Origin of the sequence: Pseudomonas sp. JR33AA (assembly GCF_021378985.1) — a bacterium.
In the GTDB taxonomy this organism is placed as follows: Bacteria; Pseudomonadota; Gammaproteobacteria; order Pseudomonadales; family Pseudomonadaceae; genus Aquipseudomonas; species Aquipseudomonas alloputida.
Genome location: NZ_JAJSAW010000011.1, coordinates 1 through 15126 on the forward strand (window position 1 = coordinate 1; position 15126 = coordinate 15126).

12 protein-coding genes and 4 tRNA genes are annotated in these 15126 nt (G+C 63.0%); all 16 read left to right on the top strand.

From position 1 onward, the window contains the following. Positions 1-231: 231 nt before the first annotated feature. The 16 genes from LVS58_RS17675 (at position 232) to LVS58_RS17750 (ending at position 14923) form a co-directional block, all read left to right on the top strand. Positions 232-1236 (top strand): aspartate-semialdehyde dehydrogenase, encoded by a 1005-nt coding sequence (locus LVS58_RS17675; protein ID WP_233692117.1) that lies wholly within the window; start codon positions 232-234, stop codon positions 1234-1236. A 71-nt stretch (positions 1237-1307) separates the two neighbouring features. Continuing rightward, entirely contained in the window at positions 1308-4034 is a 2727-nt protein-coding gene (locus LVS58_RS17680) for a FimV/HubP family polar landmark protein (RefSeq protein ID WP_233692118.1), read from the top strand. Positions 4035-4172: 138 nt separating this feature from the next. Next, a complete protein-coding gene (gene truA / locus LVS58_RS17685; protein WP_233692119.1) occupies positions 4173-5033 on the top strand; it encodes a tRNA pseudouridine(38-40) synthase TruA in 861 nt (286 codons plus the stop codon). A 61-nt stretch (positions 5034-5094) separates the two neighbouring features. Continuing rightward, entirely contained in the window at positions 5095-5715 is a 621-nt protein-coding gene (locus LVS58_RS17690) for a phosphoribosylanthranilate isomerase (RefSeq protein ID WP_233692120.1), read from the top strand. A gap of 223 nt (positions 5716-5938) precedes the next feature. After that, the gene (gene accD, locus LVS58_RS17695; protein WP_004574892.1) at positions 5939-6832 is read left to right on the top strand and encodes an acetyl-CoA carboxylase, carboxyltransferase subunit beta; all 894 of its coding nucleotides are present in this window, start codon (positions 5939-5941) and stop codon (positions 6830-6832) included. Further along, on the top strand, positions 6832-8139 hold the full coding sequence (folC, locus tag LVS58_RS17700) for a bifunctional tetrahydrofolate synthase/dihydrofolate synthase (protein ID WP_233692121.1): 1308 nt from the start codon (positions 6832-6834) through the stop codon (positions 8137-8139). The genes accD and folC overlap by 1 nt, the downstream gene beginning before the upstream one ends. Next, a complete protein-coding gene (locus tag LVS58_RS17705; protein WP_233692122.1) occupies positions 8123-8767 on the top strand; it encodes an SPOR domain-containing protein in 645 nt (214 codons plus the stop codon). Before folC ends, LVS58_RS17705 begins: the two co-directional genes overlap by 17 nt. Positions 8768-8964: 197 nt before the next feature. Then, positions 8965-9522, top strand: a complete 558-nt coding sequence (locus LVS58_RS17710) for a CvpA family protein (RefSeq protein ID WP_003247206.1) — start codon at positions 8965-8967, stop codon at positions 9520-9522. Between the two features lie 42 nt (positions 9523-9564). Next, positions 9565-11070, top strand: a complete 1506-nt coding sequence (gene purF / locus LVS58_RS17715) for an amidophosphoribosyltransferase (RefSeq protein ID WP_004574897.1) — start codon at positions 9565-9567, stop codon at positions 11068-11070. 16 nt (positions 11071-11086) lie between these two features. After that, positions 11087-12298 (top strand): O-succinylhomoserine sulfhydrylase, encoded by a 1212-nt coding sequence (locus tag LVS58_RS17720; protein WP_233692123.1) that lies wholly within the window; start codon positions 11087-11089, stop codon positions 12296-12298. Then, positions 12295-13068: an SDR family oxidoreductase gene (locus tag LVS58_RS17725; protein ID WP_233692124.1), complete on the top strand. Its 774-nt coding sequence runs from the start codon at positions 12295-12297 to the stop codon at positions 13066-13068. The genes LVS58_RS17720 and LVS58_RS17725 overlap by 4 nt, the downstream gene beginning before the upstream one ends. A 219-nt stretch (positions 13069-13287) precedes the next feature. Further along, positions 13288-13363, top strand: a tRNA-Val gene (locus tag LVS58_RS17730). Positions 13364-13428: 65 nt separating this feature from the next. Next, positions 13429-13505, top strand: a tRNA-Asp gene (locus LVS58_RS17735). A gap of 98 nt (positions 13506-13603) precedes the next feature. Next, a tRNA-Asp gene (locus LVS58_RS17740) sits at positions 13604-13680 on the top strand. 141 nt (positions 13681-13821) lie between these two features. Beyond that, positions 13822-13898 (top strand) — tRNA-Asp (locus tag LVS58_RS17745). A gap of 200 nt (positions 13899-14098) precedes the next feature. Further along, positions 14099-14923: a DUF2242 domain-containing protein gene (locus LVS58_RS17750; protein WP_233692125.1), complete on the top strand. Its 825-nt coding sequence runs from the start codon at positions 14099-14101 to the stop codon at positions 14921-14923. The last annotated feature ends 203 nt before the right edge of the window (positions 14924-15126 follow it).

The following is a 15126-nucleotide window of genomic DNA, read 5'->3' on the forward strand; positions in this document are numbered from 1 at the left end:
GATCAAGATCAAGATCAAGATCAAGATCAAGATCAAGATCAAGATCAAGATCAAGATCAAGATCAAGATCAAGATCAAGATCAACAGCAACAGCAACAGCAACAGCAACAGCAACAGCAACAACAACAGCAACAGCAACAGCAGCAATAGGCAACGCTGGGGGGCACAGACAAAACCCTTCAATCCGAGTAAAGTGCCGCCCCCGCCGTTTACAGCAAAAGGATCCCTTCCATGACACACCCTTTGGATATCGCCGTCATCGGCGCCACCGGCAGCGTCGGTGAAGCCTTGGTGCAGATCCTCGAAGAGTTGGCATTCCCGGTTGCCACCCTGCACCTGCTGGCCAGCATGGAATCGGCGGGCAGCAGCGTAATGTTCGCTGGCAAGAAACTGAAGGTGCGCGAAGTCGACAGCTTCGACTTCGCCCAGGTCAAACTGGCCTTCTTCGCCACCGGCGCCGCCGTCAGCCGCAGCTTTGCCGGCAAGGCGCTGCAGGCGGGCTGCACGGTCATCGACCTGTCAGGCGGCCTGGACGACGCCCTGGCCCTGGTGCCGGAAGCCAACGCCGAACGCCTGGCCAGCCTGTCGCTGCCAGCGCGCATTGTCAGCCCATGCTCGGCCGCAGTAGCCCTGGCTGTCGCACTGGCGCCGCTCAAAGGCCTGCTGGACATCGAGCGGGTGCAAGTGATGGCCGCATTGGCGGTGTCTGCGCAAGGCCGTGAAGCAGTCAGCGAGCTGGCCCGGCAAACCGCCGAACTGCTCAATGCTCGCCCGCTGGAACCGCGCTTCTTCGACCGCCAGGTGGCATTCAACCTGCTGGCCCAGGTCGGTGCTACCGACGAGCAGGGCCATACCGCGCTGGAGCGCCGCCTGGTCAGCGAACTGCGCGTGCTGCTGGGCCTGCCTGACCTGAAGATTTCCGTGAGTTGTGTTCAAGTCCCGGTGTTTTTCGGCGATAGCTTCAGTGTGAGCGTGCAAAGCCGTCGCCCGGTAGACCTGGCAGCGGTCAACCAGGCCCTGGAGGGTGCCGACAGCATCGAGCGGGTGGAAAACGATGATTATCCGACCCCGGTAGGTGACGCAGTGGGCCAAGACGTGGTCTATGTTGGACGTGTACGTCACGGTGTTGATGAAGACCAGCAACTCAACCTCTGGCTAACCACCGACAACGTGCGCAAAGGCGCCGCGCTCAATGCCGTGCAAGTGGCGCAATTGTTGATTAAACACATGCCGTAAAAGATACTGGCGAGCACTTTTGTCCTGCTCCGCATGCAGGTTTCGGGACGATTCATACAAGGGAAGAGGTCATGCTTCGAATTCGCAAACTGGTTCTGGCCATGGCTGCAGCATCCGCGCTGTCGTCTGGCATGGCGAATGCGCTGGGCCTGGGGGAGCTGACCCTGAAGTCGGCACAGAATCAGCCGCTGGACGCCGAGATCGAATTGCTCGACGTGCGCGACCTCAAAGCCGCCGAAGTGGCGCCGAGCCTGGCGCCACCGGAAGAGTTCAGCAAGGCCGGGGTGGCGTTTCCGACCTACCTCGAAGACCTGACCTTCACGCCGGTGATCAACCCCAACGGCAAAAGTGTGCTGCGCGTGACGTCCAGTCAGCCGCTGCCAGGCCCGGTGGTCAAGTTTCTGGTGCAGGTGATGTGGCCGCAGGGCCGCTTGCTGCGTGACTACAGTGTGCTGCTCGACCAGGCCAAGGCACAGGGCGACAAGCCGGCGGCAGGTAATGTCACACCGGCCATGACCGGTGCCAGCAACTACACCACCCAGCGTCGCGACACCTTGTGGCAGATTGCCGCGCGTAACACCCAGGGTGGGTCGATCCAGCAGACCATGATCGCGATCCAGGCATTGAACCCGGACGCCTTCATAGGCAACAACATCAACCAGCTGAAGGTTGGCCAGGTCTTGCGCCTGCCCGACCAGCAGCAGATCCAGAGCATCGCCCAGGGCGAAGCGAACCGCGAAGTGGCCGAGCAGTATGCGGCGTGGCGTGAAGGCCGTCGCCTGGGGCCGCGTGGCCGCCAGCTGGATGCCACCCGCCGTGGCACCGCCGAGGCCGCACCGTCGCGTATCGCCCAGGGCGACAACCTGCGCTTGGTCAGCCCGGGCAAGCAGGCCGGTGCAGGCCAGGCCAAGGCGTTGAATGACGAGCTGGCCATGGCCCAGGAAAGCCTGGACACCAGCCGTCGCGACAACGAAGAACTGCAAAGCCGCATGGCCGACCTGCAGAGCCAGCTGGACAAGCTGCAGCGCCTGATCGAGCTGAAGAACAGCCAGTTGGCACGCCTGGAAGGCCAAGGCGCAGCCGCGTCGGCCGCTATCCCGGAGCAGCCCGTGGTCAATCCGGCACCTGCTGCTGCCGATACCGCGCCCAAGCCTGTGCCGGACGCCCAGCCAGCACCCGACAGCCAGCCGAAGGGTACGCTCGACTCGGTCCTGGGCAACCCTTGGCTTTTGGGGGTGATTGCCGGTTCCAGCATCCTGGTGCTGGCACTGCTGCTGTGGCTGCTGGCGCGCAAACGCAAAGCCCAGCAAGAAGCCGAGAAGCACCTGCGCATGGCGCGGGCGCTGGAAGAAGAGCAGGGCGCAGGTTTCGACAGCGATACCGAGAGTTTCGACGGCGTCGAAGCCCGGGAACCTGGCGTAACCCTGTCGCCGGCTGTGGTTGCCGCTTCGGCTGCAGCTGCCGTGGCTGCGGAAAAAGTGGCAGAACCGGTCGCTGAGGCAGAACCCGAGCCCGAACCGCAAGCAGACCCGCACGCCGCGCTGCTGGTGCAAGTCGACCAATGCCTGGCCGAAGGCCGCCTTAATCGTGCCACCGAACTGCTGGAGCCCGCCGTGGCCGGCGCGCCGGAGCGTGACGACCTGCGCCTGAAGCTGATGGACGTGTACGCCCGTCAGGGTGACCAAAGCGCGTTCGCCGAACAGGAGCGTCAGCTGCCGGCCAGCGAGCAGAACGTTGCTGAAGTCGCCGGGCTGAAAGAGCGTTACCCAGCCATGCTCGGCCTGGCTGCCGCCGGCCTGGGTGCAGCGGCGCTGGCTGCCGAAATGGATGAGCAGTACGTGCAAGAACTGCTGCACGATGAGCCTGAAGCGCCGGTGGTTGCCGATGTGGTGCCTGACGAATTGTCCGGGGGCGAGCCGCAAGTGGACGTTGAGCCAGAGGCTGTCGCGCAAGCAGAGCCTGACACCGAACTGGACGCCTTCGATGAAGTGCCAACGCTCGACGCAACGGACCTGGCCGAGCAGGATCTGGACAGCGCCTTCGACCTGAGCCTGGGTGAAGACCTGGCCGATCAGGACCCGCTGGCCGCGTCCGTGCTGGACGAACCGATGGCACCAGGAGGCGTACCCGACGAGCTGGTAATCGCTGAGCCTGTGCTGGATGAACCCGTACAGGAAGAAGCTCAGCCAGAAGAACAGCCCTTTGCCGTGGATGCCGAGCTGCAAGCCGACGCAGACGCTGATTTCGAAGCCATGCTGGCTCAGGCCGAGCCTCAGCCTGCCGTCGACCTGTCTGATTTCGACCTCGACGTCAGCGAGCCGGTTGCCCCGGCCGCGCCGGAGGCGCTGGCGCAAGATCCTCTGGATGTCGCTTCCGAATTGGCTGCCTTCGACAGCGAACCGGAGTTTGACCCGGTCTCCGAGTTCGACCTGCCATCGGACTTTGACCTGTCCCTGTCGCTGGAAGACGATTCGCCGGCCGCCAAGAGCTTTGCCTCGGAGCTCAATGACGTCAACGCCGAGCTGGACAAGCTGTCGCAGAGCCTCGAAACGCCATCGCTGGAGCCGCACTTCACCAGCGAAGACGCGGTTGCGCAGCCAGAGCCCGAGCCCTTGGACGACCTGGACTTCGACTTCTTCTCCGGCAGTGACGAAGTCGCCACCAAGCTCGACCTGGCCCGTGCCTATATCGACATGGGTGACAGCCAGGGCGCGCGCGACATCCTCGATGAAGTGGTCAAGGATGGCGACGACAGCCAACGTCAGGAAGCCGAGGACATGCTCTCCCGGCTGGTCTGATGCAAGCAGGTCAGGCCTTTTGGTGGGCTTGGCCGCGCCCGCGCAGAGGCCCGCACATGCAGTGCGCATCCACCGGCAGCCCTACGAGGCTGCCGTTGTCGTTATAATCCCCGCCATTCCGTACACCCCACAGGTTTCATGCTCTTGGACATCATCGACACCGCTACCGCCGAATCCGCGGCCGAAGGCTACTCCCGCATCGCCCTGGGCGTGGAATACAAAGGCGCGCGCTACCGCGGCTGGCAACGTCAGGCCAGCGGCGTGCCCAGTGTCCAGCAAGCTCTGGAACAAGCGCTGTCCAAGGTTGCCAACGAGCCGATTTCGGTGGTCTGCGCTGGGCGTACCGACGCTGGCGTTCACGGCTGCGGGCAGGTCGTGCACTTTGATACCCGTGCCGTGCGTGACGAGCGCGCCTGGACCATGGGCACCAACTTCAACCTGCCGCACGACATCAGCGTGGTCTGGTCGCGGCCAATGCCGGCCGACTTTCATGCCCGCTTCAAGGCCTGCGCCCGGCGCTACCGCTACGTCATCTACAACGACCCGATTCGCCCGGCGCACCTGGCCGAAGAAGTGACCTGGAACCACCGTCCGCTGGACGTGGAGCGCATGGCCCAGGCGGCGCAGTACCTGCTGGGTACCCACGACTTCAGCGCCTTCCGCGCCAGCCAGTGTCAGGCCAAGTCGCCGATCAAGCATATCTACCACCTGCGTGTTACCCGCCATGGCCAGATGATCGTGCTGGACGTGCGTGCCACCGCCTTCCTGCACCACATGGTGCGTAACATTGCCGGTGTGCTGATGGCCATCGGCGCCGGCGAGCGTCCGGTTGCCTGGGCACGCGAGGTGCTGGAAGGGCGCAACCGCCGTGAAGGTGGGGTAACGGCCCACCCATACGGGCTTTACCTGGTGCAGGTGGAGTACCCCGAAGCGTTTGCGTTGCCCAAGCGTTACATCGGTCCACACTTTTTGAGTGGTTACGAGGCGTTGGCAGACTGACGAGCGAAAAGCCATTTGCTAACATCCGCCCTTTCGCCGCAACAATCAGGGTTCGTGTTCCATGAGCAATGTTCGCAGCAAGATCTGCGGGATTACCCGCATCGAAGACGCACTGGCCGCTGCCGAAGCGGGGGCCGATGCCATCGGCTTCGTCTTCTATGCCAAGAGCCCGCGGGCGGTGAACGTGCGCCAGGCGCGCGCGATCATTGCCGAGTTGCCGCCGTTCGTGACCACGGTCGGGCTGTTCGTCAATGCCTCGCGCTGTGAGCTGAACGAGATCCTCGAAGCGGTCCCGCTGGACCTGCTACAGTTTCACGGCGATGAAACCCCGCAGGACTGTGAAGGCTACCATCGCCCCTGGATCAAGGCCCTGCGTGTGCGCCCTGGCGATGACCTGGAGGCGGCCTGTCGGCTTTACGCGGGTGCCCGCGGCATTTTGCTCGACACCTATGTGCCTGGCGTGCCAGGGGGAACCGGTGAGGCGTTCGACTGGTCATTGGTGCCGGCGCGTCTTGGCAAGCCGATCATCCTTGCGGGTGGGCTGTCGGCCGATAACGTTGGCCAGGCCATTGCCCAGGTAAAGCCTTACGCGGTGGATGTCAGCGGTGGCGTCGAGCAGGCCAAGGGCATCAAGGATGCGGCGAAGATCGAGGCCTTCATCAAGGCGGTGAAACAGGCGTGATGGCAGATGTGACGGCTGGCTGCGCGCCATCGTCCATAGCTTTCGCAGCCCTGCTGGGCCGCCGCCAGTACCTATGGCGGCAAGAAAATACATCAGCGGTGGAGTGGCGCGCTGGAAGCCCTGGCGGCCGGTCCACCATCGTTTCATAAAAGATTTTGAGCTCAAGGGCAAGGCAGGGACGGTGATGCTGTCCCCCCGCCTGCCAATACTGGAGAAAGAAAGCATGAGCAACTGGTTAGTCGACAAACTGATCCCTTCGATCATGCGTTCCGAGGTGAAAAAGAGCTCGGTGCCTGAGGGCCTGTGGCACAAGTGCCCGTCCTGCGAGGCCGTGCTGTATCGTCCGGAGCTGGAAAAGACCCTGGATGTCTGCCCCAAGTGCAACCATCACATGCGCATCGGCGCACGTGCGCGCATCGACATCTTCCTGGACGCTGAAGGCCGGGCCGAACTGGGCGCTGACCTGGAACCGGTCGACCGCCTGAAGTTCCGTGATGGCAAGAAGTACAAGGACCGCCTGACCGCTGCACAGAAGCAGACCGGCGAAAAGGACGCGCTGATCTCCATGAGCGGCACCCTGATGGGCATGCCGATCGTGGTGAGCGCCTTCGAATTTTCGTTCATGGGCGGTTCCATGGGTGCCATCGTCGGCGAGCGCTTCGTGCGCGCGGCCAACTATGCCCTGGAAAACCGCTGCCCAATGGTTTGCTTCTCCGCTTCGGGCGGCGCGCGCATGCAGGAAGCGCTGATCTCGCTGATGCAGATGGCCAAGACCTCGGCTGTGCTGGCGCGTCTGCGCGAAGAAGGCATCCCGTTCATCTCGGTCCTGACCGATCCGGTGTATGGCGGTGTTTCCGCCAGCCTGGCGATGCTCGGCGACGTCATCGTCGGTGAGCCGAAGGCGCTGATCGGTTTCGCCGGCCCGCGCGTGATCGAGCAGACCGTACGCGAGAAGCTGCCTGAAGGCTTCCAGCGCAGCGAGTTCCTGCTGGAGCACGGTGCCATCGACCTGATCATCTCCCGTGGCGAATTGCGCCCGCGTCTGGCCCGCCTGCTGGCGCAGATGACCGGTCAGCAAACGCCGGAAGAAGCGCGTGAGGCGGCTGCCGTCGCGTGATGAAACAACGATCCCTGGGCGAATGGCTCGCCTACCTCGAGCAGTTGCACCCCTCGGCCATCGACATGGGCCTGGAGCGGTCGCAGAAGGTGCTTGCCCGCTTGGCGCTGGGCAAGCTGGCGCCGCGCGTGGTGACAGTAACCGGCACCAACGGCAAGGGTTCGACCTGCGCCTTTGTGGCGTCGTTGCTGCGTGCCCAGGGGCTCAAGGTAGGTGTGTACAGTTCGCCGCACCTGCTACGTTACAACGAGCGGGTGGTGATCGATGGCCAAGAGGCCAGCGATGAGCGCCTGTGCGAAGCCTTCGCCGCTGTCGAGGCGGCGCGGGGCGATATTTCCCTGACCTACTTCGAGATGGGGACGTTGGCCGCGTTCTGGTTGTTCTACCAGTCGCAGCTGGATGCGGTGGTGCTGGAGGTGGGCCTGGGTGGCCGCCTGGATACCGTCAACGTCGTGGATGCCGACTTTGCCCTGGTGACCAGCATCGGTGTCGACCATGTTGATTACCTGGGTGATACCCGCGAGCGGGTGGCCTTCGAGAAGGCCGGCATCTTCCGCCCGGGCAAACCGGCCCTGTGCGGTGATCTGGATCCGCCCGGGCCGTTGCTGGACAAGGCCGCCGAACTGGCCGCGCCACTGTTCCTGCGCGGTCGCGAATTCGACCTGGCCAGCGCCGAAGGCTGCTGGAGCTGGCGTGGTACTGCCGCCGATGGCGCGCAGGTCGAGCTGCGTGACCTGCCTTTGCTTGACCTGCCCATGGAAAACGCCACGCTGGCCTTGCAGGCTTACCTGCTGATGGGGCTGCCGTGGGACGCGGCGCAGGTTCGCCAGGCGCTGCTGGATACCCGTATCACTGGGCGTCTCGATCTCCGTCTGTTGAACTGGCAGGGTAAGACGCTAGCGTTGCTGCTGGATGTCGGGCATAACCCGCATGCGGCGCAGTACCTGGCCAGGCGCCTGGCGGCCCGGCCGCTGAAGGGGCGCCGCCTCGCGGTATTTGGCCTGCTTGCCGACAAGGATCTGGAGGGCGTTATCGCGCCGCTGCAGGGCCTTATCGACGACTGGGCGGTGGCGCCGCTGGATACCCCGCGCAGTCGCCCGGCCGCCGAACTGGCCACGTCCTTGGCGAACCTCGGTGCCGCGGTGAAGTCTTATGCCAGCGTCGACGCCGCCCTTGAAGGGCAATGTGCGCAGGCGACGGCAGATGATCAGATCCTGCTGTTCGGTTCGTTTTTCTGTGTCGCCCAGGCGCTGGAATGGCTGGAGCGGCGTGCCCAGGAGGGTGGAATAGATGGCTGTGCTGGATAAAGGGATGAAACAGCGCATGGTAGGTGCGCTGGTGCTGGTAGCGCTGGCGGTTATCTTCCTGCCGATGCTGTTTACCCGCGAGGATGAGATGCGCCAGGTGCACGTCGAAGCCCCGCAGGCACCGGCCATGCCCAGCCTGCCGGAAGTGAAGGTGGAGCCGGTTGCCGTGCCGGAGCCACAGGTTATTGCGCAGGAGGCGCAGGAGGCGCCGGTGGTGATCGACGAGGCCACTGCGCCGGCGAGTACACCCAGCCAGCCAATCACCCCGTCGCCGCAGGCCCAGGCGCAGGTTCAGCCGCCCAAGCCGCAGGCACCCGCGCCCAAGGTGGAGGCCAAGGCCGCTGCAACACCCGCGCCTGCCGCACCATCGAAGATCGACCCCAATGGCCTGCCCGTCAGTTGGTCGATCCAACTGGCCAGTCTGTCCAACCGCGCCGGTGCCGAAAAGCTGCAGCAAACTCTGCGTAGCCAGGGCTACAACGCCTATATCCGTACGGCAGGTGGCATGAACCGGGTGTACGTGGGGCCGTTGATCGAGCGCGCGGAGGCCGAGCGCGTGCGTGACGCCATCAACCGTCAGAACAGTCTCAAGGGCTTTGTGGTGCGCTTCCAGCCTGAGCGCAGCTGATTCCCCGGGGCGGCCGTGCCGCCCATGCGCGGGTGAGGCCGCTCCTGCAGGTACCGCGCCGCTGCAAGGCTCACCCGGAACCTGCTGGGGGCGGGTTTGCCTGCCAATGGCCCAACACCAATCCAGCTGACATTCCGCTTACTCCCGGCCCGCCGCTCTGGTAAAATGCGCCGCCTCAAACGTCTGCAGGCAACACCGTGGCATTTACCTTGGTTGATTGGGCGATCATCGCGATCATCGCCGTCTCCACACTGATCAGTCTCAAGCGCGGCTTCGTCAAGGAGGCCTTGTCCTTGCTCATCTGGATCATTGCCGGTGCGGTTGCCTGGATGTTCGGCGGTTCGCTCTCGGTGTATCTTGAGAGCTATATCCAGACGCCATCGATGCGCGTCATCGCTGGCTGCGCCATTCTTTTCGTCGCCACCTTGCTGGTGGGGGCCATGGTCAACTTCCTTGTCGGTGAGCTGATCCGCGTGACCGGGCTGTCCGGCACCGATCGTTTCCTGGGCATGGCCTTCGGTGCTGCGCGCGGGGCCTTGCTGGTAGTGGTGGCCATAGGCCTGATCAGCCTGGGGCCGGTTCAACAAGACACCTGGTGGCAGGAATCACGCCTGATACCACAATTTCTCTTGGTCGCCGACTGGTCGAAAAACCTGATTCTGGGTTTCACCGGCCAATGGACGCCCAGTGGGCTGATCAGCACTCCGGCTGATCTTCCGTTCAAGGAACAGTTGCTCGGGCCGTCCAAGCCTTGAGCGCTATTCACTCAAGTTTCATCAAAGTAGGGGTTGCGTCGCATGTGTGGCATCGTCGGTATCGTCGGTAAGTCGAACGTCAATCAGGCGCTGTATGACGCGCTTACGGTCCTCCAGCACCGCGGCCAGGACGCTGCCGGTATCGTGACCAGCCATGACGGCCGGTTGTTCCTGCGCAAGGATAATGGCCTGGTGCGCGACGTGTTCCAGCAGCGCCACATGCAGCGCCTGGTAGGCAACATCGGCATCGGCCACGTGCGCTACCCGACTGCGGGCAGCTCGACCTCGGCCGAGGCCCAGCCGTTCTACGTCAACTCGCCTTACGGTATCACCCTGGCTCACAACGGCAACCTGACCAATGTCGAGCAGTTGGCCAAGGAGATCTACGAGTCCGACCTGCGCCACGTCAACACCAATTCCGACTCGGAAGTGCTGCTGAACGTGTTCGCCCACGAACTGGCAGTGCGCGGCAAGTTGCAGCCGACCGAAGAAGACGTGTTCGCTGCGGTCTCCCATGTGCACAGCCGCTGCGTTGGCGGGTACGCCGTCGTGGCCATGATCACCGGCTACGGCATCGTAGGCTTCCGCGACCCCCATGGCATTCGCCCGGTGGTGTTCGGCCAGCGTCACACCGACGAAGGTGTGGAATACATGATCGCGTCGGAAAGCGTCGCCCTGGACGTGCTCGGCTTCACCCTGATCCGCGACCTGGCGCCGGGCGAAGCGGTGTACATCACCGAAGAAGGCCAGCTGTTCACCAAGCAATGCGCCGAAGCGCCGAAGCTGCAGCCGTGCATCTTCGAGCACGTCTACCTGGCGCGGCCGGACTCGATCATCGATGGGGTCTCGGTGTACAAGGCGCGTCTGCGCATGGGTGAAAAGCTGGCCGACAAGATCATGCGCGAGCGCCCTGATCATGATATCGACGTGGTCATCCCGATCCCGGATACCAGCCGCACCGCCGCGCTGGAACTGGCCAACCGCCTGGGCGTCAAGTTCCGCGAAGGTTTCGTCAAGAACCGTTACATCGGCCGTACCTTCATCATGCCCGGTCAGGCCGCGCGCAAGAAGTCGGTGCGTCAGAAGCTCAACGCCATCGAGCTGGAGTTCCGCGGCAAGAATGTGATGCTGGTGGACGACTCGATCGTGCGCGGCACCACCTGCAAGCAGATCATCCAGATGGCCCGTGAAGCCGGCGCCAAGAATGTCTACTTCTGCTCCGCGGCCCCTGCAGTACGCTACCCCAACGTCTACGGCATCGACATGCCGAGTGTGCACGAACTGATCGCCCACAACCGCACCACCGAACAGGTGGGTGAGTTGATTGGCGCCGACTGGCTGGTCTATCAGGACCTGCCAGACCTGATCGACTCGGTCGGTGGCGGCAAGATCAAGATCGAGCAGTTCGATTGCGCGGTGTTCAACGGTGAATACGTCACTGGCGATATCGACGAAGCCTACCTCGACCGCATCGAGCAGGCCCGTAACGACTTGGCCAAGGTCAAGAACCAGGCCGTCAGCGCGATCATCGACCTTTACAACAACTGATTTTGGGAGCGACGGCATGACGGATCAATGGGATGCCGGGCGACTGGACAGTGACCTCGAGGGTGTCGGTTTCGACACCTTGGCGGTACGCGCTGGTCAAAACCGTACCCCGGAAGGCGAGCACAGCGAAGCGCTGTTCCTGACCTCCAGCTATGTGTTCCGCACGGCAGCCGATGCTGCTGCGCGCTTTGCCGGCGAAACGCCGGGCAACGTCTATTCGCGCTACACCAACCCGACGGTGCGTGCCTTCGAGGAGCGCCTGGCGGCCATGGAAGGTGCCGAACAGGCCGTGGGTACGTCCACCGGCATGGCGGCGATCCTGGCCGTGGTCATGTCGCTGTGCAGCGCCGGTGACCATGTGCTGGTGTCGCAGAGCGTATTCGGCTCCACCATCAGCCTGTTCGAGAAGTACTTCAAGCGCTTTGGCGTACAAGTGGACTACGTGCCACTGGTCGACCTCACCGGTTGGGAAAAGGCCATCAAGGCCAACACCAAGCTGCTGATCGTCGAGTCGCCCTCCAACCCGCTGGCCGAGTTGGTCGATATCACTGCGCTCAGCAAAATCGCCCATGCGCGGGGCGCCATGCTGGTGGTGGACAACTGTTTCAGTACCCCGGCGTTGCAGCAGCCGCTGAAGCTGGGTGCTGACATTGTGTTCCACTCGGCCACCAAGTTCATCGACGGCCAGGGCCGCTGCATGGGCGGTGTGGTTGCCGGCCGTACCGAGCAAATGAAAGAAGTGGTGGGTTTCCTGCGAACCGCAGGTCCAACCCTCAGCCCGTTCAACGCCTGGATCTTTACCAAGGGCCTGGAAACGCTGCGCCTGCGTATGCGTGCACACTGCGAAAGCGCTCAGGCCCTGGCCGAATGGCTGGAGCAGCAGGACGGCGTGGAGAAGGTGCACTACGCCGGCCTACCCAGCCACCCGCAGCACGAGCTGGCCAAGCGCCAGATGAGCGGGTTTGGTGCAGTGGTCAGCTTTGAGGTCAAGGGTGGTAAAGAGGGCGCGTGGCGTTTCATCGACGCTACCCGAGTGATTTCCATCACGACCAACCTGGGTGACAGCAAAACCACCATTGCTCATCCGGCTACTACCTCGCACGGTCGCCTATCGCCGCAGGAACGTGAAGCTGCTGGTATCCGCGACAGCCTGATCCGCGTCGCCGTGGGCCTGGAAGACGTGGCCGACCTGCAGGCTGACCTGGCGCGCGGGCTGGCCGCATTGTGATCGCAATCAGCGGCAGCACCCCGGGCCACAATGGCCGGGTAGCCTTGGTCACGGGCGCCGCCCGCGGCATCGGTCTGGGCATTGCTGCATGGCTGATCTGCGAAGGCTGGCAAGTGGTGTTGAGTGATCTGGACCGCCAGCGTGGTACCAAAGTGGCCAAGGCATTGGGCGACAACGCCTGGTTCATCACCATGGACGTTGCCGATGAGGCCCAGGTCAGTGCCGGCGTGTCCGAAGTGCTCGGGCAGTTCGGCCGGCTGGACGCGCTGGTGTGCAATGCGGCCATTGCCAACCCGCACAACCAGACGCTGGAAAGCCTGAGCCTGGCGCAATGGAACCGGGTGCTGGCGGTCAACCTCAGCGGGCCCATGCTGCTGGCCAAGCATTGTGCCCCGTACCTGCGTGCGCACAATGGGGCGATCGTCAACCTGACCTCTACCCGTGCTCGGCAGTCCGAACCCGACACCGAGGCTTACGCGGCCAGCAAGGGTGGCCTGGTGGCTTTGACCCATGCCCTGGCCATGAGCCTGGGCCCGGAGATTCGCGTCAATGCGGTGAGCCCGGGCTGGATCGATGCCCGTGATCCGTCGCAGCGCCGTGCCGAGCCGTTGAGCGAAGCTGACCATGCCCAGCACCCAACGGGCAGGGTAGGGACTGTGGAGGATGTAGCGGCCATGGTTGCCTGGTTGCTGTCACGCCAGGCGGCATTTGTCACCGGCCAGGAGTTTGTGGTCGATGGCGGCATGACCCGCAAGATGATCTACAGCTGAGCACTTTGTTTATTCTGCGCCGGCCTCTTCGCGGGTAAACCCGCTCCTACAATCGGACATTAACCGTTGTAGGGGCGGGTTTACCCGCGAAGAGGCCGGCACAGGCAATCACATCACGTTGCCTTTTTGAAAAAAATTCAATGGGGCTATTGACTTAGCTTCGCCACCTGCGTAAATTTCGCGGCCTCAGCGAAGCAAACGCAACAAGCAACATCGCGAGGGTGATTAGCTCAGCCGGGAGAGCATCTGCCTTACAAGCAGAGGGTCGGCGGTTCGATCCCGTCATCACCCACCACTTCCTGAGATGTTCCTGGAGCATCGGGTTCGCAAGAAGCCGATAGCCAGAGAGGAACGCACTGCGCAGCGGTAGTTCAGTCGGTTAGAATACCGGCCTGTCACGCCGGGGGTCGCGGGTTCGAGTCCCGTCCGCTGCGCCATTTTTCAGTAACAGATGGGTGCTTGGCACCGGTCTGAAGCCACAAGGCAATTGCCTTGGGCTGACCCAGTTTCAATCGGGCGCAAGCCTGAACGATACGCAGCGGTAGTTCAGTCGGTTAGAATACCGGCCTGTCACGCCGGGGGTCGCGGGTTCGAGTCCCGTCCGCTGCGCCATCTTCGCTTCAAGGTCCCTAGAACACCTTGAAGCAAACACAAGAGAAGCGATCGCGTTATCGCTTTTTTTGTGCCTGCCCTGAGGCCATCGCGCCGGAAGGGTAGACCCAGGTTTCAATCGGGCGAAAGCCTGAATGATACGCAGCGGTAGTTCAGTCGGTTAGAATACCGGCCTGTCACGCCGGGGGTCGCGGGTTCGAGTCCCGTCCGCTGCGCCATCTTCGCCTCAAGGCCCCATGAACGCCTTGTGGCAACGTTAAAGCGACCTTCGGGTCGCTTTTTTCGTTGGTGCGCCTGGCAATTGCCTGCCTTTACCCAGATTTACACCAACCTGACAGATTCTTCACCGACCAGCGGTTCCTGTGCCCGCCTGCTGTGTTGCACAATAGGCACTTTCCCGACATACCCGGAATTCGCAATGACCAGATCTTCCGTCTTTGGTGCGCTCGGGCTGGCCCTGGTGCTGGCGGGCGTGACCGGTTGTTCCTCGAAAAAAGCGGCCGTCTACGAGCACGAGAACTTCGATGACTCGGGTACCTTCTCGCGCAGCTTTCCGGTGAGCGATGCCGGCTCTTGCGAGGCCGCCCGGCGTGCTTTGCTCAGCCAGGGATACATCATCACCAGCAGCGGCGCCAACCAGGTGGTGGGTAACAAGAGCTTTCAGCAAAACAGCGAGAACCACCTGCAGATCAGCTTCAATGTCACCTGTGCGCCGGATGTGAGCGACGAGCAGCGCTCGACCATGTTCGCCAACGCCCTGCAGGACCGCTATGCCCTGAAGAAGTCCAACACCTCCGCCAGCCTGGGCGTGGGTGTGCTGGGGTCGGTGTCGATGCCGATCGGCTCCAGCGACGACTCGATGGTCAAGGTCGCCAGCGAGACGGTGACGGCGGCGCAATTCTATGACCGCTATTTCGCCCTGGTAGAGAGCTACCTGCCCAAGCCAAAAAAAGTGAGCAAGGCCAAGGTCGAAGAGCCAGCACCGAAGGTTGAAAAACCGGCGGCGGACCTTGGGCTTCCAGAGCAAGCTGCGGCGAACCCGGTGGCGCCGGCCCCGGCAGCTGCGCCTTTGGTTGATGCGCCGCCTGCACCTGCGCAGGTAGCCCCGGCCAGCGAGGCGGTAGCGGCGCCGCTGGTGGATGACAGCCAGGGTTCGCAGCCTGTGGCCCCGCCGGCGGAAGCTGCACCCATTCAGGTGCAGCAGGATGCCCAGCCGGCCGAGGCCGTCGCCCCCTCCCTTTGAGGGGACGCCTGAACCGGCCCTTTCGCTGGCAGCCCCGCGAAAGGGCCGGTTCAGGCTGAAAACATCCCCTGTTACAGACGCCTCGCGATAACTTCCTGAACACCTGCTACGTTTACCACTCATAAGCTTGTCATCATCCCTTCATCCCACCTGCTTAGGCTGAAGGCGATATCTACAAAGGCAAAATGAGCAAAGAGGACGCA

Bases quoted from the DNA above. Each gene is read 5' to 3' on its own strand.
- LVS58_RS17675 (WP_233692117.1), top strand. From the start codon at position 232: ATGACACACCCTTTGGATATCGCCGTCATCGGCGCCACCGGCAGCGTC.
- LVS58_RS17680 (WP_233692118.1), top strand. From the start codon at position 1,308: ATGCTTCGAATTCGCAAACTGGTTCTGGCCATGGCTGCAGCATCCGCG.
- truA (WP_233692119.1), top strand. From the start codon at position 4,173: ATGCTCTTGGACATCATCGACACCGCTACCGCCGAATCCGCGGCCGAA.
- LVS58_RS17690 (WP_233692120.1), top strand. From the start codon at position 5,095: ATGAGCAATGTTCGCAGCAAGATCTGCGGGATTACCCGCATCGAAGAC.
- accD (WP_004574892.1), top strand. From the start codon at position 5,939: ATGAGCAACTGGTTAGTCGACAAACTGATCCCTTCGATCATGCGTTCC.
- folC (WP_233692121.1), top strand. From the start codon at position 6,832: ATGAAACAACGATCCCTGGGCGAATGGCTCGCCTACCTCGAGCAGTTG.
- LVS58_RS17705 (WP_233692122.1), top strand. From the start codon at position 8,123: ATGGCTGTGCTGGATAAAGGGATGAAACAGCGCATGGTAGGTGCGCTG.
- purF (WP_004574897.1), top strand. From the start codon at position 9,565: ATGTGTGGCATCGTCGGTATCGTCGGTAAGTCGAACGTCAATCAGGCG.
- LVS58_RS17720 (WP_233692123.1), top strand. From the start codon at position 11,087: ATGACGGATCAATGGGATGCCGGGCGACTGGACAGTGACCTCGAGGGT.
- LVS58_RS17750 (WP_233692125.1), top strand. From the start codon at position 14,099: ATGACCAGATCTTCCGTCTTTGGTGCGCTCGGGCTGGCCCTGGTGCTG.